Here is a 23928-nt window from a genome sequence, read left to right on the forward strand (position 1 = left end):
CATAAATTAACTTATTAGATTGTCAGATAAATTTTGACTGTCAGATAAGTGTTTAATACCAATTCCCGAATTTAATTTAGTAAATGATTCATGCAACAAATAGATTGAATTAGCAAGGTATTTAAATTTTTAATAGAGGAAGATACTACTATTTCTAATTGTTCAATTGTATTGTATACTTTATTCTTTATAGTCTCAGACTTTAAATGCTCCCATAATCGCTCCGCAGGATTTAATTCAGGAGAATATGGTGGCAAATAAAGAATTTCTATATTAGCAGGAACCACTAAGTCCTTAGACTTATGCCATCCAGCACAATCCATAACAACAATGGCTTTTTGAACGCCTATATGTTTAGACATTTCCGCAAGAAACATGTTCAAAGACATAGTATTAACATTTGGCATCATTAAGCTAAAATCATCTCCTGTTATTGGGTTAACAGCACTGTAAACATAAAAATTCTGAAAACCTATTTTGATTTTAACTTGAGTTCTGATACCTTTGCGAAACCAACCATGACCTAATTTAGAATGAGTTCCAAAACGCGATTCATCAAAGAAATACAAAAAACTTCTTGGATTGCTTGTTATTTTTTCTTGAATTTTTTTTTAAACTGTTCATGAGTTTCTTTATTCTGTTTGTAATGCACTGCTCTTGGAGTAATGTACGCAAACTTAAGCTTGTGCAATGCCCTGTGTACAGCCGATTTACTTAGGGTATGTCGTCACGAGATTTGAGCCCACATTAGTAAAGCCCTTAAACAAAGACCCGCCATGTATGATTTTGTATTTTTAGCATATCTTGTTGCTATACCACGCCATTCTTTAAATTTTTGAAATGTATTTTCAATAATGTGCCTTAGCTTATATAGATATTTATCTATCTCTCTTTGAATCTTCCTGTTTCTTTTTGATGGTATTACAGGAATTATGTTTGCATTCACAGCCGATTCTATTATGGCGTTTGTATCGTAAGCTTTATCAGCCATAAGATGTTGTGCCTCCATATTCTGGATTAACTCACAAGCTTGAGTACAATCATTTCTGGAACCTTCTGTAACAATAATTCTGACCGGCATACCATACGCATCCACGGCCATATGTACCTTTGTATTGAGCCCCCTTTTGTGCGACTAACCGTTTGATTCCCGCCTTTCGCTCCAAGTCCTGCTTTGTGAGTTTTTACAAATGTAGAATCTATCATTAACCATTCAAAATCAGGAGCATTTATAAAAATATTTAGCAAATTCTCCCATATCCCATTATCACGCCATCTACAGAATCTTCTGTGTACATTCTTCCAATTGCCATAATCAGGAGGCAAATCTCTCCATGGAGCTCCCGTTCTAAATATCCACATCACTGCATTTATAAAAGTTCTATTGTCTCTTGCAATACCTCCCCAACAACCTTTCTGACCAGGTAAATTACTTTCTATCTTATTCCAAAGCTCATCGCTTATATCATGTCTTCTATGTGCTAAACTCATTGCTTCTTATCGCCTATTTTTATTACTACAATTATAATAACAAATCACATAAAATTATGCAATCACAATCTCGTGACGACATACCCTAGCAGAATAGTTAACTGCAGACATCGTTGGATGTGATGTTATCCAAGATCGTGGATATGATAGTAATAAAAATAGACCAAACCTTGAGTCTCAGAATAATATTACCTTTATCCCTGGCAGAAAAAATAGAAAAACAGAAATTGTTTATGATAGAGAAAAATACAAACTTAGAGGAGCTATTGAAAGATTCTTTGGAAAAATAAAAGAAAATTAGAGGCTTACTGTCTGATATGAAAAAGATGATCTTTCTTTCCTCTCGTTTATCGCTCTTGCTGCTATTAAATTATACCTTTGTTAACAGTATCTAGCAAGGGTGGTGTTTACGGTACTCAGTTCAGGCAATGATTATACCGAGAGTAAAGTTTGTAGCTAAAGAATTGGTACAAATAGTTGACGAGATATTATAGGTAAGTAGAAATTTAATAGATTCTAATCCGGAATATGCGAAAGAATGATAATATTGATGGTAAATAAGACAAACCTTAGCTTATGAAAAAACTGAACTGAACAATGGCTCTTTAGAAGTAGAAAAGATGATAAGTATAAGTTTGTAAGCCAGCGAATTCCATCAGGGCTATAGGGTAAATTTAAAGTGATTTATTAACTATAAGCCTGATACATGGTTGCATTCGATTGTTTGCTGTTATATATTATTTTTTTCTTGCATTATCGGGTAGGTCCATACATGTTCAGAATACGACAGTGATAGGCAATAAAGGATATGATAGTAGTACGTTTGTAGAAGCAAATAAGGGATGTGAGGTTGTTATACCACCAAAATCTAATCGTAAAGTACAACGTGAATATGATAGACATATTTATAAAGAACGGTACTTAAATTGAATGTTTCTTTGGTAAAATCAAACATTTTAGGCTTATGTTTTCTAGGTTTGATAAAGCCCCAACCACCTTTTTAGCTTTTTTAAATTTCGTTGGCTCTTTAATATGGTTACGTTAAAAATTTTGTCAACAGAACCTAATTATGGTTTTGTAAATTACATAATACATGAACATCGGGATAAGAAGTTCCAGAAGGTAAGCGTTCACGGTTTTCTGCTATTTTCTTATGATAAATAAAAAATCTGCTCGCCAAGCGTCTATTAGTGAGGAGACACTTGGCGGCGACGCGGTAATCCATAAAATGACCAATAATGGATTACTTTGTTGCTACTAAAGTAGCTCCTCGCAATGACGTTTTGTACTTTAACTTTTTTCCGTGAACGCTCACTAAATTATTTAGATATCTATTTAATCTTACAATATTTTCATTCTGTTTTATTTTACCTAATCTTCTTTAATCAAAGAGCGTATCAATGCATTAACCGCTTGTTGATGTGCAGGGTTACGAATTTTCATAAAATTTCTTGACACTTCTATACACATACGCTGGTGTTGAGTATGTACAGGTTCAACATTATCAACCTCTTCTAAACCATTATAAAAATAATCGATATTTTTTTCTAGTGCTTTAGCAATAAGAATTAGCCTGCCCATTGGTATTCTATTGACCCCCTTCTCATATTTTTGTAACTGCTGATGTGTTACTACTATTACCCTTGCAAGTTGTTGACGCGACAATCCCTTGGCAAGCCTTAGAGAATAGATTTTCTCACCTATAAATTTGTCAGCTTTTTCGATAAAGTCATTCTTTCGTGCCATAATTAACTCCCTTATGAATGAATTATTAAATTTTTGCAAATATATATTATTAACAAATGCAAAGATTACTGTCATATATTATATAACCTAGAAAGGCAACAATTAAAATAGGTTTATTGCCATATAAACTAATCCACTATCAGTAAATAGCAATATATTGTTCGTTTACATACAAGTAATACTTAATATTATTTAACTTTTATATATCATAATGATCTTATAGATACTTACCTATCTTGTAAATTATAATTTTATTTTTATTGGATTTTTTAAGCATAGTACCCTACAATTTTTGTTATATAAGTGTCACAACAGTATAAAACATCAATAGACCTCTTTCGAAACTCTACTTCTGCTGGTAATTTGTGCGTGATACCTGTACTCTGCTCCTCACGTACATTTGTGTAAATTGTAATGATCTTTTGCCCCCTTATTGTAATCAACTATTGACCCCTCTAAACCTATAAAAAAATTAGTTAATTTTAGTTAAATTTTAGATAAAATTCTCTAAAACTCTCGATAATTTTTAATTAATGCAATAGTCTGTTATCTCAATCTTTAATCTACATTCCTTCCTCCCCTAAAACTTTTATTACCAGTTTCTATGATTTGACAATGATGGGTTATCCTATCGATAATTGCCTTTGTTGCTTTAGGATTAGCAAACATATCTCCCCATTCTTCAAATCTTAAATGGGTTGTTATAATCAGCGAAGACTGTTCATATATATTTAGCAAACAGCTCAAATAATAAGAATCTAGACTCGGGTTTTATTGGCACATATCCCAGTTCATCTGTCACAATAAGGTTGAACCTCTTAACTGAATCGATGAATTTTATCTCATAGTTATGTATTCTTGCATTGAGTAATTGGCTAGCTAATTCATTTAAAGTATAGAACCTTACCCTGTAATCCTTTTCAACTGCAGTAAATGCTAAACCAATTGCTAAATGAGTCTTGCCTGTTCCAGAACCACCTATTAACATTATATTGTGGTGATTATCAACAACTTTTTGTATATCACAGTTGCTAGACACTGTTAACAAATATCTATAAATATATAGAAGAAGATATGATATATTTAAGATATATTAAGAAAAAAGGTATGATATATAATGGATTCGCGATTATTCCCTGTAAAACAAGGATTTTTTGAAAACGAAATAGAACCAATCATAGAGAAGAATTATATTTGGAAAGGACGCCTCCAAAGATTAGCCATTATAAGGTATTATGTGCAATAATGTATGTATTAAGAACTGGGATACCGTAGCAGGATTTACCAAAATGCTATGGATGTTGGTACACCATCTACCAACGCTTTAAAAGAGGCAGTGAAAAAGGAATATGGTGGAAAATCTTAATAATCTTACAACAAAGTAAAAAATTATTAATTAACATAGTAATTACGGATAGCACAACCTTTAAACTATATCGACACAGTGGCGGGTTAAAAGGGGGATGCAAAGCAAAGGAAAAAGTAAAGGAGGAATGAGTACAAAATTATACCTTTGTTAACAGTGTCTAGCTGAGCAAAAAATTATTAGTCAATCAGGCTATTCTTATTTTCCATTTTTTGTAACGCGGTGGGTAAAAGAAGAAGGTGAAGTATATGGCTATGCTCCGGCTCATCATGTGCTACCTAAACTACTCAATAGTTTAAGACAAATTACCCTAAAAGTAGCCCAGAAACAACTAGACCCACCATTATTAGTGCCAAAAGATGGGTATTACTTACCGCTTTATACTACACCTGGTAGTGTTAATTTCTACCGTAATGGTATGGCAGATAAAATAATACCACTAACTGGTATGGAAAATATCTTACCTACTGAGATAGAGCAAAATCAATGTCGTGATGCCATATATAATACCAATTCCCAAATTTAATTTAGTATAAAGATGAGAAAAATAGGTTATAATGTAAAAGATAGATAAAATTAGGAATGTAATGGGTACTCATCAAAAATTAATAACAGAAGATTTATACAAACAGGCTATAGCTCAACTTGCAAGTACGAACAAAGAGAATAGAACCACTATAAGGTTAAGAGCTATAGTAGCTGCAAAAGAACATGGTATTGGTATGGTGTCTAAAATATTTAATATCACAACTAATACGCTAAGAAACTGGGTAAAAAGCTTTGCCCAAGGCGATGATAAAAATCTTGAATATAAAAAAGGTAGGGGAAGGAAAAGCGATTTAACGGAAAGCTACTATGAAGCAATAAACAAATGGATACAAGAAGATTGTAACATAACAATAAAAAGTATCGTCATAAAACTTAAAGAAAAATTGGGAATTAATGTAAGTAAATCGGCTGTACACAGGGCATTGCACAATCTTAAGTTTGCGTACATTACTCCAAGACCAGTGCATTACAAACAGAATAAAGAAACTCATGAACAGTTTAAAAAAAAATTCAAGAAAAAATAACAAGCAATCCAAGAAGTTTTTTGTATTTCTTTGATGAATCGCGTTTTGGAACTCATTCTAAATTAGGTCATGGTTGGTTTCGCAAAGGTATCAGAACTCAAGTTAAAATCAAAATAGGTTTTCAGAATTTTTATGTTTACAGTGCTGTTAACCCAATAACAGGAGATGATTTTAGCTTAATGATGCCAAATGTTAATACTATGTCTTTGAACATGTTTCTTGCGGAAATGTCTAAACATATAGGCGTTCAAAAAGCCATTGTTGTTATGGATTGTGCTGGATGGCATAAGTCTAAGGACTTAGTGGTTCCTGCTAATATAGAAATTCTTTATTTGCCACCATATTCTCCTGAATTAAATCCTGCGGAGCGATTATGGGAGCATTTAAAGTCTGAGACTATAAAGAATAAAGTATACAATACAATTGAACAATTAGAAATAGTAGTATCTTCCTCTATTAAAAATTTAAATACCTTGCTAATTCAATCTATTTGTTGCATGAATCATTTACTAAATTAAATTCGGGAATTGGTATTAAACACTTATCTGACAGTCAAAATTTATCTGACAATCTAATAAGTTAATTTATGGTGTCTGTAAGATCAAATCTTGACTTCTACAAGGATAAACCAACATCAACTTTTATATTTTCTATTTTTTCAAGTTCTCTTTTTATATTAGTCTTTATTTCTTCGATTTTACGATATTCTCCTGCTATCTCCTGTTGTTTTGGTAAATCAAATTCACCTGTCGTAGTAATTGGAATTTTGACTTCAATATTTTTAATTTTGCTTTTTCCTGCTTTATTTGCAAACCCAAAATTTTTAGCAGTCAATTCATTCTCTATGGTATATTTTAAGTATAGTTTATCACAACCTTTAAATTTATCTCGTAAAATTAAAGGTATAACTTTTTCGGACAGAGAAAATCTATTGAATCTCAAAAAGATTTTACCAACTGAACCATCAATATTCCAAGTTAAACAATCTTCAAAATATTTCACCCCTTTTAGATTATCTTTAATATAACCATAATCAATAGCATTTTCATCTTTTGAAGCACTATACACAGGAATATTGCCTTTATTTTTCTCAATAAAGGATTTTGTAAATTTACTGTTATTCGTTTTTTGTGATAAATCAAAAATATCCTCTATTTTGATACTTTGGCAATATTTGGTTTCTCTATCAATTTTGATAACAAGTTTATCTATTTTATATTTGTATTCCTCAACTGTTTGCTTTATTTCTTCGATTTTACGATATTTTTTTGCTATCTCCTGTTGTTTTGGTAAATCAAATTCACCTGCTGTAGTAATTGGAATTTTGACTTCAATATTTCTTGTTCTTTCTATGGTTGGCTTATATTCCCAATTAAAGTTATTTTTATCTAATGCTTTTTGTAATTCAAACGATAGATATAAACAATCAAGATTATCACATTTTGGAATATACAATCTTGCATCTCCATTTATGCTAAATTTATGTTTTGACCTATAAAAAACTGTGCCAGCATATCCATTAGTAGTAATCTGGATAGATTCCACCTCATGATCAAAATGATTTATATAACCTAAAACACCATCTTGTTTGGTGTTTGCTGAGTAGACAGGATACGAACCTTCATGTTCTTTAATATAAGTCTTAGTGTATTTTGCTATTCCCTTTTTTATATTAAAAATATCCTCTATTTTGATACTTTGGCAACGTCCGATTTCATTATCAAATTTATAAAGAACGCTATCTTGCAATGATTTACTAAATTCATTACAGATCATTCCTAAATCCCTAATTATATCGCTAAATTCACTAATTGAAACCATTTGGTCTGTTTCTCCAATAGCTAACTCAATTTTTTCTTCTTTACTCCACCATCTTTCTACAGACCAATTTTTACCACTGTCAAATTCATTTATCAAAACTATCTTACATCTCTTATCATGATTAAGATTTGCAAAATACTTCTTATTACCCTTAAAAGCGTTATACAAATTAACAGCTTCTTTTAAGTCATCTTGCTCAATATCAAATCTATTTACATCTCTGCTTTCACCAATTTCACTAACTAAATAGGTGAATACTGGATCAGTCTGAATATCAGAAATATCGAATTTTTTTGTAATCGCTAAAATATAAGTCTTTTTGGTCGTTGTAAAAAATGTCTTTAATGGCAAAGAAATAATTGCATCAATATAGCAACTATCTAAAATATATTGCCTTAAATTTTTATCGTTCTGTCTATTAAAAATTCCATCAGGAATAACTATAAAAGCCTTACCACCTTTCTTAAGAGCTTTTATAATCCACTCCATGAAAAGCCCCTCAATACCCATGGCATTTATCTTATAATAATTTTTTAACGTAGTATTTTTAGCTATCTCTTCTTTTAAATTACTACTACCACTTGTTACATAAGGTGGGTTTGTTAAAATTAAGTCATATTTTTCTTCTTCTGCTTCTGAAAGCGTACCAAGTATCGAGTTTGTTTTTAAAACAAAACTCTCATTAAATATTTTGGCAAATTCCCTAGGGCGTGTCATCAATTAAGTAATATTACAGAAGAAGCCAAATAAATTGCTCCCAGAAAATTCTGAGCTAGTTTATCATAACGCGTAGCAATGCCTCGAGATTGTTTAAGTTTTGCAAAGAAATTTTCAATTAAATGACGATACTTATAAAGCTCTACATCATATTCTACAGGAAATTTACGATTCTTCTTGGATGGAATTACAGGAGTGCAATTCTTATCTTTTATCTTATTCCTCATTCTTGCCTCAGCATCATAAGCCTTATCTGCAATTACGGTATCCGCTTTTGTCAAAGTTTCCATTAAAGCATCAGAACCTTGTAAATCATGCGACTGACCAGGGGTTAAATAAAAAGCTGTCGGATTTCCTAAAGCATCAACAGTTGCATGAATTTTAGTTGATAAACCACCTTTACTACGACCTATTGCTTGGTCATCTACTATGACTTTTTTTTAGCTCCGGCACTATGTTGATGTACTCTAACAATCGTTGAATCAATCATACTATATTCATTATCTGCATCTTGTGCAAGTAGTTCAAAAACCTTCTTCCATACATCTTTTTGGCTCCAACGTGTATGTCTTGTATGAATTACTCTAAAATCTCCAAATCTTTCTGGTAAGTCTCTCCACGGTATACCAGCACGATATCTATATAATACAGCTTCTACGAATAATCTATTATCTTTGGCACTTGCTCCTACGTCTCCTTCTTTTCCAGGTAAAATACCCTTTATCCTTTCCCATTGATCATCTCTTAAAGCATATCTGCGCATTGGTCACCTTCTTATTTTTTTACCAATATCTAATTTGCCTCATCCTAATATTTATGTCAACTTAATTGATGACACGCCCTAGTTCAACTAATCCGCCCTAGTTCAACTAATCCTATTTTTGGTCTTATTATTTTCTGATTTAAATTCATTTTAATCTCCATTTAATAATTTGTTTATTTTACTAAATGTAAGATTAAATCTCAACTACTTCAAATTATGGATACAAGCAATGTATTTCGTTTTTCGTACGTTCCGTTACGCTAAGCCTAATGATTGTGTTTCAGCTACTTCACCATAGTCCAAATATATAGGATACATATTATTTATTGAAGTTATTAATCCCTTAGGTATCTCTAGTTCTAGTATCGCCGCATCCATATTCCCTATTAATTCTTTGATTGTAACCATAGTTAAATTTTTCAGCGATGGTATTTCTTCTGTTATAGTTGTGAGTTCTTGTTTAAGTTTTGGAGTAACATTAGTAAAAGAAATAAGCTTATGATAGAGCTGAGTTAATTTTAATGGACATTGATTATTATCTTTCCATAAAGGCATAAAACTTACTGCTACTCCTTGGCTATTTAATAGAGAATAGTCTGCTCCTGTGTTTAAAAGTTCTAGTGTTGCATCAATATTTTTTTGTTGAGTTGCTATATGTATCAAAGTATTGCCACTATCATCTACAGTATTAACGCAATGAGGATATTTCTTTATAAGAAATGCTAATATTTTAGGTTGGTTTAAGAGTATTGCATCATGAAAAGCAGTATTACCTCTTCCATCTCTATAGTTTTCAGGACTCTCTATAGAGTTTTCGACTAATAGTTTAATAACATCAAAAGAACTGTTCGTTAATGCAAACTGTAAAAAAGAGCAACATGAAATACAAAGTATTGATTGATTCATATTAAAATTTGGCTTAGTTGCTAAAAATTCTTGTATAGCAGAAACTTCTTTAGCTTCAATTAAATCACAAAATTTATCATTTTCTCTTTCACTTAGGGGCATATAATATTCATATTGTACATTTTATTGTTAACCTCAGTTTTGGATTAGAATTTAAAAGTTCTAATCCAAAACTGGTAAAGTAATAAGGAAAATGCATTCTTGAAGCGGTTTTACAAATGCATTTGCACCTAATTTTTAGCTAATAATCTTATTTTTCAGATTAAAAACAAGATTATTAGCCATTTTTATTATTTTAACAATCAAGCGACGAACCGCTTCTAGCCTAATTGTTTACATTATTATTCCAATTTTGGATTAACAAAGTTAATCCGAAATTGTGGGTGTTAGTTAACATAGGGCTAATTGTACCAGTTAACAGTAATAAATTGTAGAAGTCAAGATTTAATCTTATAGCTGGAATTTATAATTTTGAACTCTTATGATTAGTTTCGAAAGAGGTCTAATTTTTAATTCTTTCGATTCCTTCTATATCTTCAAAGGTTATCTTGTAGTTGCTTATTTCTTCTAATATGTTCAATTTTCTCATACAGTTTATTGAAGTAATATGGTTTATTGTTAGAACAGGTTGTCAATGGCGTCTTCTGCCTAATTGATTATGGTGTTGGCGCACCCTAAAGGATTCGAACCTTTGACCTACGGATTAGAAATCCGTTGCTCTATCCAGCTGAGCTAAGGGTGCGTATACTCGCATGCTTTCAAGACCTACTTATAATTGAATTTGAGCAGACGCTAGCTACCATAAAGCATGTGATTCCATGATAAATGAAATAAGAAATTCAAATACGCAAAATAGTATATACAAAGCTGTTTGTCTTATATCAGCTAAAAGCATTTTTTTCAAGTGAAAAATAATAACTTTTCTCTACATAACGCTTATTGATAATGCAAGTAATAGGATAAGTGATTAGGAAGTATGAAGTTTAAATTAGATTTTTTAATAGAATAGCTACTTAATCTTCCAGATGAAGAGGAGCAAAAATTATATAAAAAGAGACCTGGCTAAAATATCACATGAAATTAAGGGGGTATTAACCATCAAAACCATATCCCATGCGAGTAGAGTATTGAATATTGTTTTTATTAACAAAAAATAAATATATTTTAATAAAAAATTAGTTGACTATTTAATGTAGGTTATATTTAATTAAAATTATAACTATTGCTAACAAGATTTAAACACGGTGAAAACACGGTATATGGCTGATGATTCTGACGACGACAAAGACGATAAAAATAATAAAGGGCAGAAAGATACAGCTTATTTAGCTCAGTTTGATAATATTGTTAATGAGATTATCAAACAGATTCATTCCACTAACCCAGCTGAGTTGGCAAGACTCAATAGTGCTATCAGTAGTTTGTTAGCTAGTGATCTTCCGCCAAAAATACTAAAAAGTTTGGAAGCTTTACAAGCTGCTGTTACAAAAGCAGAGGAGCGTGCTGAACAAAAGAACCTTTCTGACCAAGGGGAGAATATCAGAAAAGCAGCAGAAGAGGCTAAACTACAAGAATCAATAGCACTTTTAGAAAAGGAAGCTGAAAAATTAGAAGCGGAGAAGTTAGCAGAATTTCATCAAGAAGGGATGAGGTTGAAAAAGCAACATGAAGAATTTGAGATAAATATAGCTAAGCGTATAGAGGAAACTAAGGAAGAAACTAAGAAACATAATGAGTTGTTTGATTATCTTAGTGATGAAAATCTGAAAGGTAAAGATATTGATGCAAGCAAATTAAGACCTTTCATCAAGAATGAAGCACAAATAGAGGAAGATAGAAAATTATATAGGCATCAGAAAGAAGTACATAAACGTTATGATGGATTATGTGCTTATGATGCCAAATTAAAGGTAGAGAAGAAAAAGTTAGAAGAGGTTGTTAAGAAAGAAGAACAAAAGCCACAAGAACAGCAATCTTCAACTTTGCTTGAGACAGCAAAACAAAAAATAAAACATAAGAACGAAAAAAGAGAAGAACTAAAACCTGTTATTGCAGAAGCTAAAGAAGTGATGGATGTAGCTGATAAGCAAATTCAGGCTTTGGAGCAGGTAGGGGGTTATAAATCTTATAAAGAGTTAGCTGATAAATATAAACATAAAGATTCTGCAAAATATCAAATGTTAACTAAATTTGATAGCTTAATAAAAAACCAAGAAAATGCTATTAAAAATGATGAGCCAGTTGCAGATAATGATCTGCGTAATGCCTTTTTAAGCGGTGGTAGCCTTTTGCAAGAAGATAAATTATCTAAAAATATTGCAGATATTGACCAACGCAATGCATTTTTAAACAACACTAGCATTCTACAAGAAAATGAATCATCTAAAAATGTTAAAGAACAAGCTTCTGTTGTTCAAATTTCTCCTAATGATACCACAGTTATTTCTCAAAATTTAGAACAAGATAGATTGCAGAAAGAAGCTAAAGATATTGGTGATATAGCAAATAAAAAATTCCTCTCTATAAAAGGAACTCTTGATAAACAGAAAGAAAGAGATACTAATATCACTTATCGAAATAATACGAATAATGTAAAAAAAGATACTAAAAGTCATGGTAGATAACTAATATACGTAACTAGTTGTATATTTAGTACTAATAAAAAATAGGTGATATATGGCAAAACAAATTAAGGATAGTTATAGTTATATAGATTTAGATAAAACTTTACTGAGAACAGCTAATAATTTGTATGAGAATGCTTTAACTCAAATTGCCAGAGCAGAGACTATACAAAAGGAATGCGGATTGCCAAAAGTTAAAAAACTTTACCAGATGGTAAGTAATGATTTACGAAAGGCTTTATTATTTGGCAAGGCAGAATCTGCTGCTGCTCTTGCTTATCTTCATCGTGAAGGGCTAGGAGTGGAAAAGAATGAATATAAAGATAAGTTACTTGTAGCTGTCGGAGCCAAGCTAGGTGATCCTACTTGTTTAAACATATTGCAAAAAGATACTACACGGATATACAAAGATGTTTTTCTAGAGGCAGAACAATGGGTTAAGGCTATTAACGTAATCACCACAAAATATACTAACAAAGATGCAGAAATTGCTGTGTCTGCTGCAGTTTGGGCTGATGGACAATTAGAATCGCATTGTAAACAATTCCAGTCAGAGATAAAAAAATTTGCAAAATTAGCCAAAGAAAACAGGACTAATTCCACTTATCAAAATAATACAACTAATGTAAAGAATATAAAGAAAAGTCCTAAAAGTTATAGTAGGTAACTCCCAATATGCAACCCGTTGTATAATTTAATGATAAATAAAAAATAGGTAAAATATGGCAAAACAAATTAAAGAGAGTCATCGTTATATAGATTCAGAAAAGACTTTATTGAGAACAGCTAATAATTTGTATGAAAATGCTTTAACTCAAATGAGCAGAGCAGAGACTATACAAAAGGAATGCGGATTGCCAAAAGTCGAAAAACTTTACCAGATGGTAAATAATGATTTACGAAATGCTTTATTATTTGGCAAGGCAGAATCTGCTGCTGCTCTTGCTTATCTTCATCGTGAAGGACTAGGAGTGGAAAAGAATGAATATAAAGATAAGTTATTTGTAGCTGTCGGAGCCAAGCTAGGTGATACTACCTGTTTAAACATATTTAAGAAGGATGCTACACGAACTTATAACGATGTTTTGTCAGAGGCAGAACAATGGGTTAATGCTATTAAGGTAATCAGCGAAAAATATCCTAATAAGGATGCAGAAATTTCTGCGGCAAACGCAGTTTGGGCTCAAGGACAATTAGAGTATCATTGTAAAGAATCGCAGTCATTATATCCAACACTTCCTTATGATGAAATAGGCGGAGCATCTACTTCTCGTTTTGATGATTGTCTGAATCCGCTTGAACAAGTAGATGAAACGGCAATGACTGGTAGAGATGCTGAGGGTTCTAGCTGTTGTGTAATTATGTAGGGTTTAGAAAATGTCATTGCGAGGAGGCGTAAGCCGACGCAGCAATCCACTAACACTGTGTGGATTGCCACGCTCACGTGTGTTCGCTCGCAATGACGGAGTAATATTGCTTCGTCGACCTACGGTCTTCCTCGCAATGACAGAATAAAAATTATGTTTAACAAAATAACCATTGGGGAAATATGAACTATAGGAAGTCAACAATAACATTGAGTCAACTATGAGTGAAATTGTTCAAGAAAATACCAGAATTATTCCTAATCGCCAGACCAGCCTTACAAGAGAACAAAAAGAATCTTTAGGGTTACTATCAATTGGTACATTCCTCGAATATTTTGACTTATATTTATATGTTCATATGGCAGGGATGCTTAATGAGTTATTTTTTGAACCGTCTGATCCTAAAACAACCTCTTTAATGATGTCATTTGCTTTTTGTACTTCTTTTGTTTTCAGACCTGTTGGGGCAGTAATATTTGGTTGGTTGGGTGATAATATAGGGCGTAAATCAACAGTAATCATCACAACCTTTATGATGGCTGTGACATGTCTGGTGATGGCTAATCTACCTACTTATGCTCAGATAGGTGTTACCGCTACCTGGGTAATAACCATCTGCCGGGTTGTGCAAGGTATATCTTCTATGGGAGAGATGACGGGGTCACAACTTTATTTAACGGAAACGATAAAACCGCCAGCCCAATATGCAACTGTAGGATTAATGTGGGCTTGTTGTGATCTAGGAGGATTAGGAGCTTTAGGGGTTGCCTCACTTGTTACTTCGCATGGATTTAATTGGCGTTTGGCATTTTGGATTGGTGCAGCAATTGCATTGGTTGGTTCTGTTGCTAGAACAACCTTGCGGGAAACGCCAGAATTTGCTGATGCCAATCGTCAAATCAAAAAAGTTTTTGAAAAAGCCAATATTGATACAACTAGCTTAACAAACCATCCAGTATTGCAAGAAAAAGTTAATAAAAAAACTATCATAGCTTTCTTTTTATTAAAAAATGCTTCACCGGTATGTTTTTATTTTAACTATGTATATTGTGGTAATATTTTAAGCACTAACTTTGGTTATACAATGGCTGAAGTTATTCAACATAATTTTATTGTCTGTATAATGGATTTCTTAATCATATCAACATTATGTTATTTAAGTTTAAAAATATATCCATTACTAACTGTAAAGATTATGCTGAGCATATCTTCTATTGTTATCATATTTTGTCCATATTTATTAAATAATATTAATGCTCCTTATCAATTATTTTTGATTCAATTCGTTATAAGTTTATTAGGGGAATCCTTAGGTCCCGCTAGCCCAATTCTTTATAAAAGCTTTCCGGTCTTTAAACGTTTTACCTATGTTAGTATTATATTCGCTATATCTCGAGCTTTGATGTATGTAATCACTGCTTTTGCTTTTACCTATCTTTATGACAATTTTGGTCATTGGGGATTATGGGTTATTATGATTCCGATAATTATCAGTTTTGCCTACGGGCTATTTTATTTTGAAAAGTTGGCAAAAGAGTATGGCGATTTACCTATTGCTCATAGAGACGTGGCTACTTATTCCGAAAAAAACAATTATTCGAGTCAATTATGAGTGAATTAGTTCAAGAAAACACTAGAATTATCCCTGTTCAAGTTAGTCTTACGAGAGAACAAAAAGAAGCTGTTGGTTTACTATCCATAGGCACCTTTTTGGAGTATTTTGATCTGATGTTATATGTCCATATGGCAGTATTATTGAATGAGTTGTTTTTTGAGCCTTCTAATCCTTTCACCTCCTCTTTATACACAGCATTTGCTTTTTGCTCTACATACGTTTTAAGACCCGTAGGAGCTTTAATTTTTGGTTATATTGGTGATAAGTTTGGACGTAAATCGACTGTTGTTATAACAACTTTTTTGATGGGATTATCTTGTTTTACAATGGCTAATTTACCAACTTATGCTCAAGTTGGTATTGCCGCTTCTGTCTCTATAACAATATGTCGTATTATCCAAGGTATGTCATCTATGGGAGAAATAACTGGAGCACAACTTTATCTAACAGAGACTATAGATATACCTGCACGGTATCCAGCTGTAGCTACTATCAATTTATTTGTGGCTATAGGAACAATGAGTTCCTTAGGTATTGCATCATTAGTTACCACATATGGATTTAATTGGCGAATGGCTTTCTGGTTTGGTGCAGGCGTTGCTATACTTGGTGCAGTTGCAAGAACACGTTTACGAGAAACCCCTGATTTTGCAGATGCAAAACGTCGAATACAGATTGATTTTGAGAAATTCAATCAAGATACTAAAAGCATAGAAAGGCATCCTATTCTACGGGAAAAGGTTAGTATCAAAACCTCAATAGCATTATTAGCATTAGATTGCATGTGGCCGTTATGTTTTTATTTTGCTTATGTACATTGTGCTAACATTCTTAAATACTCTTTTAAATACACACCAGAGCAAATTATTCATAACAATTTAATAGTTTCAATAGTGCAAGTGTTAAGTTATTTTATACTAATACCTTTATTGCACTATGTTTACCCATTAATAATTCTAAGGATTAAATTAATTATATCTTCTATTATTTTAATTACTAGTCCATATTGGATAAACATTGCGGAAAATGCATATGGAATACTTTTAATTCAGATATTGGTAATATTCTTTGCTTGTGACGCATCTCCAGTTAATTCAATTTTTTTAAAACACTTTCCAGTTTTTAAACGCTTTACTTATAGTAGTGTTATATATGCTATATCTAGAGCATTAGTATATGTTATTACTTCTTTTAGTTTCGTATATTTAGTAGAATATTTTGGTAATTGGGGCATATTATTTGTAATAATTCCGATAATAATAGGATTTATTTTTGGCTTATCATGCTTTGAAAAGTTAGAAAAAGAGGAGGGAAATTACCCTAATATATAAAAAGTGTAGTATCCCCGCTCTTTATCAAAGATCACTCCGTATAAATAGCTTTAGAACAATTTTTAACTAAACTTTGCTCAAGCTCTATTCTTCCAGAATATATTGCATAAATTAAAAAATCTTTAATAGTTTCATCAACTATCTTCTTAATTTTTTCAGGAGACTTCACTCCTACAGTTTGTAGGTTATGATAACGGTCAAATAATTTTATTATTAAAATATCATCTTTCTTTTGCATATATAATAAATCTAATGTCTCTGCCGCACTGATCTTCCCATAGGATTTAACCCTAGTCAAGCCTTCTACTTGATTAGCAATTCGCTTGTCAAAGAGCCGAGTAATCATCTCTTCAGTAAGAGTTGTATCTTCAATAGTATCATGCAATAAGCTGGTAATGATCATATCAGTTCTGTAATATTTTGGCATCTTTAGTGCGGTATATTCGGCAACCATGTACGCTACCTCTATTGGATGGGAGTAATATGGATCGCCGGATTGTCGCATCTGCGAACCATGATATTTTTTTGCGTAATATATACCTTTTCTAATCTCATAAATATTGACTGGTATAGTTACTTGTTGGTTCAGCTCGGATAATTTATTGACTAACCTCTCAGAATAGTTACAATTTACATACTTTGCTTCCCAATTATTAATATCTTCCATATAACTCCTGTTACATTATTTTAATAATAAAGTATATTAAACTAAAAATTAAAATACTAGCAAATAATTTATTATATGCTTCTTAAAATAATAAGTATTTTGTTATATTTAAGTTACATCCTCTATTTTTGTCTTCTCAAGTTGCGGTAAAACTCTCATGGTTATATTAAGATTGTGATATTGTTACAACCCAAAATTTATTATTTCAACTTTTCTATATTATTTTTCCTTGCTATCATTAGTCAAATCATCAACTGTTATATAATAAGTATATTAAACAGCAAATAAAAGTAACATGGGAAATATGAACTATACGAAGTCAACAACAACATTGAGTCAATTATGAGTACAATAGTTCAAGAAAATACCAGAATTATCCCTAATCGCCAGACCAACCTTACAAAAGAACAAAAAAAAGCTGTAGGGTTACTCTCAATAGGGACTTTCTTAGAATATTTTGATCTGCTGCTATATGTTCATATGGCAGGGATTCTTAATGCGTTGTTTTTTGAGCCGACTGATCCTCAGACAACCTCTTTAATGATGGCATTTGCTTTTTGTACTACCTTTGTTTTCCGGCCTGTTGGGGCAGTAATATTTGGTTGGTTGGGCGATAATATAGGGCGTAAATTTACAGTGATCATCACAACTTTTATGATGGCTGCCTCATGTCTGGTGATGGCTAATCTGCCTACTTATGCCCAGATAGGGGTTGTTACAGCTACCTGGATAGTGACCATCTGCCGTGCTGCTCAAGGTATATCTTCTATGGGAGAGATGACAGGGGCACAACTTTATTTAACGGAAATGCTTAAGCCACCAGTGCAATATGCTAGTGTCGGATTAATGTCGGTTTGTGGTGTCCTAGGAGGGGTAGGGGCTTTAGGAATTGCCTCACTTGTTACTTCGCATGGTTTTAATTGGCGTCTGGCATTTTGGTTTGGTGCAGCGGTGGCATTGGTTGGTTCTGTTGCCAGAACAACCTTGCGAGAAACCCCAGAATTTGCTGATGCCAAACGTCAAATTAAAAAAGTTTTTGAAAAAGCTAATATCGATACAGCTAACTTAACAAACCACCCTATATTACAAGAAAAAGTTAATAAAAAAACAGTAATAGCACTACTTTTATTAGAATGTGCTTCACCAGTAAGTTTTTATTTTATTTATATATATTGTGCTGGTATTTTAAAAACTAACTTTGGTTATACTATGGCTGAAGTTATTCATCATAATTTTATTGCTTGTATAATACAATTATTAATTGTGCTAATAGTAATTTATTTAAGTTACAAGGTATATCCACTATTAATCATGAAAGTTACACTCATAATATTTTCTATTTTTATGTTATTTTGTCCATATTGGTTTAATAATCTTCATTCACCACTTGAGTTACTTTTGATTCAGTCCTTTATTCTTTTATTTTGGCAATGTGATGCACCTGCTACTCCCATTTTTTATAAAAGCTTTCCAGTATTTAAACGTTTTACCTATGTTAGTATTATATTCGCTATATCTCGAGCTTTGATGTATGTAATCACTGCTTTTGCTTTTACCTATCTTTATGACCATTTTGGTCATTGGGGATTATGGGTTGTTATGATTCCAATAATTATCAGTTTTGCTTACGGACTATTTTATTTTGACAAATTGGCAAAAGAGTGTGGCGATTTACCTATTGCTCATAGAGACGTGGCTATTTATTCCGAAAAAAACAATTATTCGAGTCAACTATGAGTGAAATTGTTCAAGGAAACACTAGAATTATCCCTAATCAGCAAACTAGCCTTACAAAAGAACAAAAGAAAGCTGTAGGGTTACTATCAATAGGGACTTTCTTAGAATATTTTGATCTGCTGCTATATGTTCATATGGCAGGGATTCTTAATGAGTTATTTTTTGAACCATCTGATCCTCAGACAACTTCTTTAATGGTGTCTTTTGCTTTTTGTTCTTCCTTTGTTTTTCGACCTATTGGAGCAGTAATATTTGGTTGGCTGGGCGATACTATAGGACGAAAAGCAACAGTGATCATCACAACTTTTATGATGGCTGCCTCATGTTTGGTGATGGCTAATCTGCCTACTTATGCTCAGATAGGGGTAACAGCTACCTGGATAGTGACCATCTGTCGTGCTGCTCAAGGTATATCTTCTATGGGAGAGATGACAGGGGCAGAGCTTTATTTAATGGAAACTATTAAGCCGCCAGCCCAATATGCAACTGTCGGATCAATGTCAGCTTTTGCTGCCTTAGGGGGTACAGGGGCTTTAGGAGTTGCCTCACTCATTACTTCGTATGATTTTGACTGGCGTCTGGCATTTTGGCTTGGTGCAGCAGTGGCATTGATTGGATCTGTCGCTAGAACAACCTTGCGGGAAACCCCAGAATTTGCTGATGCCAAACGTCAAATTAAGAAAGTTTTTGAAAAAGCTAATATTGATACAGCTAACTTAACAAATCACCCAGTATTGCAAGAAAAAGTTAATAAAAAAACAGTAATATCTTTGTTTTTATTACAATGTATTGGACCGGTAACTTTTTATTTTCTTTATATATATTGTGCTAATATTTTAAAAACCAGCTTTGGTTATACAACTTCTGAGGTTATCCATCATAATTTTATTGTCTGTCTAATGGAGTTTATAACTAGGTCAATATTATGTTATTTAAGTTTAAAAGTGCATCCATTATTAACAATGAAAATTATACTGTTCATATCTTCTATTTTTATCATATTTTGTCCGTATTTATTGAATAATATTAATGCTCCTTATCAGTTATTTTTGATTCAATTCGTTATACTTTTACTTGAATGCTTCTCTCCTATTCTTCCCATTTGTTATAAATGCTTTCCGGTATTTAAACGTTTTACCTGTGTTAGTATTGCATTTGCTGCATCTAGGGCTTTAATATATGTCATTACCTCTTTTGGTTTTATTTACATTACTGACTATTTTGCTCATTGGAGTTTATTGATTATTATGATTCCGATAATTATCGGTTTTACTTACGGACTATGTCATTTTGAAAAGTTGGCAAAAGAGTGTGACGATTTACCTATTGCTTTTAGAGACGTGGATATTTATTCCGAAGAAAACCTTGGAAAATTGGGAAAATAGACGGGAAATTATCGAAAAGACTGTGCAAATCCAATGTCGAACAGTGTGTGGTTGAAAAATGTTGAAAGCACATTTTTATAAAATTCAATTTTATTTCTGGTATCTCTAAATATATAGCGAGGATTACAAACCCTTGTAAAGTTTCCTCTATAATCTTCTTAATTTTCTCAGGGGATTTAGCACCAATAGTTTGCATGTTATGAAGTCGATCAAAGAGTTTTATTATTAAAATATCTTTTTTATTTTGAGAATATAATATATTCAATGTCTCTGCCGCACTAATCTTTCCATAAGATTTAACCCTGGTCAAATCTACCACTTGATTAGCAATTAGCTTGTCAAAGAGACGAGTAATCATCTCTTCAGTAAGGGTTGTATCTTCAATAGTATAATGCAGTAAGCTGGTAATGATCATATCAGTTCTGAAATATTTTGGCATATTTAGTGCGGTATATTCGGCAACCATATACGCTACCTCTATCGGATGGGAGTAATATGGATCGCCGGATTGTCGCATCTGCGAACCATGATATTTTTTTGCGTAATATATACCTTTTCTAATCTCATAAATATTGACTGGTATAGTTACTTGTTGGTTCAGTTCGGATAATTTATTGACTAACCTCTCAGAATAGTTACAATTTACATACTTTGCTTCCCAATTATTAATATCTTCCATATAACTCCTATTACATTATTTTAATAATAAAGTATATTAAACTAAAAATTAAAATACTAGCAAATAATTTATTATATGCTTCTTAAAATAATAAGTATTCTGTTATATTTAAGTTGCATTCTATAATTGTTTCTATTGTTCTAACTTTAATATAAAAATATTATCTGTTTTAATTCAGTATAATCAATACGTCGGTCTAAATGAACAAAATTTTTATGGATACCGATAGTCCAATCTAGTTGCCAAGCAGTGGCAATTAAATCGCCTTTAATGGTTTTATCTAGGGTTAGAACGTCAACGGCACAGCAACCGCCCCCACTATGGTGCGGGTAGTCGTAGATATGAAAGGAGTTTCCTGACTTCGGAAAATAGTTAAAGATAAGTGTATAGAAAAAGCAGGAGAAAAAAGGTTTTGTTAATTAGAGGACGTTTGTTGTGCCTCTATATTTTTTATTATTGACATACAATATTTTAGTAGATATACTAACCAACAATTAGTTTTAAATATGCTACCGATCACACTACTGGACAAAAATGCTAAGTTGATTGCAAATCATATAATTAAAGCAATTTTATAATAACTGAATCAAGAGAATATTTAAAACAACTATAAGATTGTTTAATTAATTTTATTCCTAATTGAAGTACGGAATAAGCCCTGCACCCTAATGTTTTCTTCATTTTAACTGGTTGTTTTAGTTCTTCAATTGACCCTATTTTTATAGCTATCGCATAAGATATAAATATGCATTTAATAAAACTTTCAAATCTCACTTTGTCCTTTATATGGCTATCCTCCATTCGAAACCCATTACTCTTGCATCCTTTAAATGCCGTCTCGATATCCCATCTTCGTCGATATATTTTAGCCCCGTTGCTCATATTTCTACTATATACTACCGATAAATATTCTCCGCTCTCTAATTTGATATGATCTAATTTTATTGGTATAGAATAAAACTGTGTTTCTAGATTTAGTATTTTGCTCTTTTGAAGATTAACAACTTTAATCCATTCTCCTTCCTTATTCATTATTCTATTTGTTTTTCTAATCCTTAAAGCATAATTAATAGATTTACTGTTTAAATAAGTTATTAATTTTTCATTATCAAACTCTCTATCTCCAGTAATTACATCTATTCTAGCTACCCCGAATTTTTCGATAAATTTTTCGACTACTTCAACTTGATCATCAGCCGTACATGTATCTCTGTAAGGAATTATTTTATAGATTAACGACATAGCAATTTTATCATAGGATAATACTAATATATTTCTAATCTCTTTTCCTAACTCCCAAGTAGTCCTATCTAATGATAATATAACTTTACCTTCAGGAAGAAGAGGGGTCATAAATTTGTAATAATCATCAATATTAATAAAATCTTTTTCTAAAAATCTATATACAGATTTTATTTTTGAATCTAACAAAGTATTTCCTTCTATTTCCTCTGCCATATTTTTATATTTACTACCTTGACATAAAATTAACGATTTTATTATGCCTTTAAATGTATTAGATATTGAATTTATCATCTTAAAATGATTAAATAATAACTTGGCTAGCAACATAGAATACCTAAGATTTTTTGTGTATCATATCTAAAATATTCTATTTGCTAGCCTTTTCAACCCTTCCTACATTTTTGTCCAGTAGTGTGGCATTTAGTACGTGAGTACACGAATTCCCCGAAGTTTTACGGAGCCAATTCTTCAAAGCAGAAGAGTATTATGCTATTAGTGGCTCTTTTATAATAGGTTATTGCGAAGTTGCAGCCTTAAAATGAGTTGTCACCTACTTCATGACTTTAATGATTGGTTGGTTACGTTAATTTATGTTATTTTTCATTGTTCTTTATCATAAGCGATTTTATATAATTGTTGCATACGTTTAACAGCTTGCTCATGTCCCGTATGGTCTTTAGTCTTTAATTTTACCACAAACTCGGGGTCAGAATCAAGTTTATCTATCTCTGACAATGCCGCCTCTCGGCTGTTAATGCCAGGTAGCTCTTTACCAGTTACTAACGAGTCAGATTTTAAAGTTTCACCGACTCGTACTAATAAATCTACTAAAGCTGGTGCATAATGCGAATCTTCAATTAATCCAGCCAATTCCTTAGTACCAAACTTAGATAAGGCTGCCTGCATCACTGTCATTTTATTATCAAAGGCATTACCATAAGTATTTTTTAGCCAATCAATGTGAGAGTTACGTGTTTGCTCGATAGCACTTTGTTGCTGTTTCTGCAAATCCTGCGAAAAACCATACAAAGAATTAAGTAGCTTTTCACCTTGCCTTTTAGATAATCCGCTTTGGTAAAACATGTCCTCATAACGAGTTAAATACTCCTCATCTTCCTTGGATCGTTTATCAGTATATTTCTTATCTTCAGGCAATCCAAGCCGACAATAGAATTTATGCCATTCTTCATCAGAGCTGTCATCTTTTGGCACAGCGACTCGCTGATTTAAGCTCTTCTCTGCCTCTAAATAGCTCTGAGCTAAAGATGAGACATCCTTGAATTTACCCAATGACTCAGCTTTACGTATTTCCTCCGGCATATTAGCTAACCAGTCATTACCAGAGGAAGTATTGTTAGCTTCATAGTTATTAGCAATTACTTCTTTGCTCATAGG

The 23928-nt window shown here is 32.2% G+C and carries 23 protein-coding genes, 1 tRNA gene and 1 pseudogene; 11 read left to right on the top strand and 14 right to left on the bottom strand.

What is annotated here, in order from left to right; translation table 11 throughout:
• Positions 1–71 precede the first annotated feature (71 nt).
• The 3 genes and pseudogenes from ACFELW_RS03205 to ACFELW_RS03215 form a co-directional block, all read right to left on the bottom strand.
• Positions 72–569 (bottom strand): IS630 family transposase, encoded by a 498-nt coding sequence (locus tag ACFELW_RS03205; protein ID WP_375329867.1) that lies wholly within the window; start codon positions 567–569, stop codon positions 72–74.
• A 20-nt stretch (positions 570–589) separates the two neighbouring features.
• A pseudogene (locus ACFELW_RS03210) lies at positions 590–709 on the bottom strand (winged helix-turn-helix domain-containing protein); the annotation flags it as partial.
• An 18-nt stretch (positions 710–727) separates the two neighbouring features.
• Positions 728–1491 (bottom strand): IS5 family transposase gene (locus ACFELW_RS03215; protein WP_375329687.1). Its coding sequence is split into 2 segments (ribosomal slippage): positions 728–1134 and positions 1134–1491, totalling 765 coding nucleotides; the frame shifts between segments, so codons are not numbered across the junction.
• A 127-nt stretch (positions 1492–1618) separates the two neighbouring features.
• Between ACFELW_RS03215 and ACFELW_RS03220 the strand changes: the two genes are divergently transcribed.
• Positions 1619–1792 carry a hypothetical protein gene (locus ACFELW_RS03220; protein WP_375330502.1) on the top strand — a complete coding sequence of 58 codons (174 nt, stop codon included), beginning with the start codon at positions 1619–1621 and terminating at the stop codon, positions 1790–1792.
• 1070 nt (positions 1793–2862) lie between these two features.
• On the opposite strand, the gene ACFELW_RS03225 is transcribed toward ACFELW_RS03220, so the two are convergent.
• The 3 genes from ACFELW_RS03225 to ACFELW_RS03240 all read right to left on the bottom strand — a co-directional run bounded on the left by ACFELW_RS03225 (position 2863) and on the right by ACFELW_RS03240 (position 4276).
• Positions 2863–3237: a helix-turn-helix domain-containing protein gene (locus ACFELW_RS03225; RefSeq protein ID WP_341759292.1), complete on the bottom strand. Its 375-nt coding sequence runs from the start codon at positions 3235–3237 to the stop codon at positions 2863–2865.
• Between the two features lie 558 nt (positions 3238–3795).
• Positions 3796–3975, bottom strand: a complete 180-nt coding sequence (locus tag ACFELW_RS03235) for an ATP-binding protein (protein WP_375330416.1) — start codon at positions 3973–3975, stop codon at positions 3796–3798.
• Positions 3959–4276, bottom strand: coding sequence for an ATP-binding protein (locus tag ACFELW_RS03240; protein ID WP_341759289.1), 318 nt, complete (start codon positions 4274–4276; stop codon positions 3959–3961). The genes ACFELW_RS03235 and ACFELW_RS03240 overlap by 17 nt, the downstream gene beginning before the upstream one ends.
• Positions 4277–4781: 505 nt before the next feature.
• On the opposite strand from ACFELW_RS03240, the gene ACFELW_RS03245 reads away from it, so the two are divergent.
• The 3 genes from ACFELW_RS03245 to ACFELW_RS03255 all read left to right on the top strand — a co-directional run bounded on the left by ACFELW_RS03245 (position 4782) and on the right by ACFELW_RS03255 (position 6194).
• Complete coding sequence (locus ACFELW_RS03245; RefSeq protein ID WP_375330503.1) at positions 4782–5129, top strand: portal protein; 348 nt, start codon at positions 4782–4784, stop codon at positions 5127–5129.
• 61 nt (positions 5130–5190) lie between these two features.
• The gene (locus tag ACFELW_RS03250) at positions 5191–5676 is read left to right on the top strand and encodes a helix-turn-helix domain-containing protein (protein ID WP_375330417.1); all 486 of its coding nucleotides are present in this window, start codon (positions 5191–5193) and stop codon (positions 5674–5676) included.
• A gap of 20 nt (positions 5677–5696) precedes the next feature.
• On the top strand, positions 5697–6194 hold the full coding sequence (locus ACFELW_RS03255) for an IS630 family transposase (RefSeq protein ID WP_375329867.1): 498 nt from the start codon (positions 5697–5699) through the stop codon (positions 6192–6194).
• Positions 6195–6291: 97 nt separating this feature from the next.
• On the opposite strand, the gene ACFELW_RS03260 is transcribed toward ACFELW_RS03255, so the two are convergent.
• The 4 genes from ACFELW_RS03260 to ACFELW_RS03275 form a co-directional block, all read right to left on the bottom strand.
• On the bottom strand, positions 6292–8214 hold the full coding sequence (locus tag ACFELW_RS03260; protein WP_375330418.1) for a restriction endonuclease subunit S: 1923 nt from the start codon (positions 8212–8214) through the stop codon (positions 6292–6294).
• Positions 8214–8977, bottom strand: a protein-coding gene (locus ACFELW_RS03265; RefSeq protein WP_375330419.1) for an IS5 family transposase whose coding sequence is annotated in 2 segments (ribosomal slippage) — positions 8214–8642 and positions 8645–8977 — 762 coding nt in all. Because the reading frame shifts where the segments join, the coding sequence is not laid out codon by codon here. The genes ACFELW_RS03260 and ACFELW_RS03265 overlap by 1 nt, the downstream gene beginning before the upstream one ends.
• Before the next feature lie 255 nt (positions 8978–9232).
• Positions 9233–9985: an ankyrin repeat domain-containing protein gene (locus tag ACFELW_RS03270; protein ID WP_341759273.1), complete on the bottom strand. Its 753-nt coding sequence runs from the start codon at positions 9983–9985 to the stop codon at positions 9233–9235.
• Between the two features lie 563 nt (positions 9986–10548).
• Positions 10549–10625, bottom strand: a tRNA-Arg gene (locus tag ACFELW_RS03275).
• Between the two features lie 502 nt (positions 10626–11127).
• Between ACFELW_RS03275 and ACFELW_RS03280 the strand changes: the two genes are divergently transcribed.
• The 5 genes from ACFELW_RS03280 (at position 11128) to ACFELW_RS03300 (ending at position 16820) form a co-directional block, all read left to right on the top strand.
• Positions 11128–12507 (top strand): hypothetical protein, encoded by a 1380-nt coding sequence (locus ACFELW_RS03280; RefSeq protein WP_375330420.1) that lies wholly within the window; start codon positions 11128–11130, stop codon positions 12505–12507.
• 52 nt (positions 12508–12559) lie between these two features.
• Complete coding sequence (locus ACFELW_RS03285; protein WP_375330421.1) at positions 12560–13174, top strand: hypothetical protein; 615 nt, start codon at positions 12560–12562, stop codon at positions 13172–13174.
• A 55-nt stretch (positions 13175–13229) separates the two neighbouring features.
• Positions 13230–13874 (top strand): hypothetical protein, encoded by a 645-nt coding sequence (locus ACFELW_RS03290; protein ID WP_375330422.1) that lies wholly within the window; start codon positions 13230–13232, stop codon positions 13872–13874.
• A 220-nt stretch (positions 13875–14094) separates the two neighbouring features.
• Positions 14095–15486 carry an MFS transporter gene (locus ACFELW_RS03295; protein WP_375330423.1) on the top strand — a complete coding sequence of 464 codons (1392 nt, stop codon included), beginning with the start codon at positions 14095–14097 and terminating at the stop codon, positions 15484–15486.
• Positions 15483–16820 (top strand): MFS transporter, encoded by a 1338-nt coding sequence (locus tag ACFELW_RS03300; RefSeq protein ID WP_375330424.1) that lies wholly within the window; start codon positions 15483–15485, stop codon positions 16818–16820. The genes ACFELW_RS03295 and ACFELW_RS03300 overlap by 4 nt, the downstream gene beginning before the upstream one ends.
• A 31-nt stretch (positions 16821–16851) precedes the next feature.
• Here the strand turns inward: ACFELW_RS03300 and ACFELW_RS03305 are convergent, their stop codons facing one another.
• On the bottom strand, positions 16852–17487 hold the full coding sequence (locus ACFELW_RS03305; protein WP_375330425.1) for an HD domain-containing protein: 636 nt from the start codon (positions 17485–17487) through the stop codon (positions 16852–16854).
• A gap of 342 nt (positions 17488–17829) precedes the next feature.
• Here ACFELW_RS03305 and ACFELW_RS03310 point away from each other — a divergent pair, with 342 nt between their 5' ends.
• Both ACFELW_RS03310 and ACFELW_RS03315 read left to right on the top strand, forming a co-directional pair.
• On the top strand, positions 17830–19224 hold the full coding sequence (locus tag ACFELW_RS03310; protein ID WP_375330426.1) for an MFS transporter: 1395 nt from the start codon (positions 17830–17832) through the stop codon (positions 19222–19224).
• On the top strand, positions 19221–20609 hold the full coding sequence (locus ACFELW_RS03315) for an MFS transporter (RefSeq protein ID WP_375330427.1): 1389 nt from the start codon (positions 19221–19223) through the stop codon (positions 20607–20609). Before ACFELW_RS03310 ends, ACFELW_RS03315 begins: the two co-directional genes overlap by 4 nt.
• Here the strand turns inward: ACFELW_RS03315 and ACFELW_RS03320 are convergent.
• The 3 genes from ACFELW_RS03320 to ACFELW_RS03330 all read right to left on the bottom strand — a co-directional run bounded on the left by ACFELW_RS03320 (position 20557) and on the right by ACFELW_RS03330 (position 23925).
• Positions 20557–21288: an HD domain-containing protein gene (locus ACFELW_RS03320; RefSeq protein ID WP_375330428.1), complete on the bottom strand. Its 732-nt coding sequence runs from the start codon at positions 21286–21288 to the stop codon at positions 20557–20559. The two genes, ACFELW_RS03315 and ACFELW_RS03320, sit on opposite strands and share 53 nt — an antisense overlap.
• Before the next feature lie 561 nt (positions 21289–21849).
• Positions 21850–22860 (bottom strand): transposase, encoded by a 1011-nt coding sequence (locus ACFELW_RS03325; RefSeq protein ID WP_375330429.1) that lies wholly within the window; start codon positions 22858–22860, stop codon positions 21850–21852.
• 273 nt (positions 22861–23133) lie between these two features.
• Positions 23134–23925: a hypothetical protein gene (locus ACFELW_RS03330; protein ID WP_375330430.1), complete on the bottom strand. Its 792-nt coding sequence runs from the start codon at positions 23923–23925 to the stop codon at positions 23134–23136.
• Positions 23926–23928: the final 3 nt, after the last annotated feature.

The sequence above is a fragment of the Candidatus Tisiphia endosymbiont of Nemotelus uliginosus genome, assembly GCF_964264755.1.
Lineage (GTDB): Bacteria > Pseudomonadota > Alphaproteobacteria > Rickettsiales > Rickettsiaceae > Tisiphia.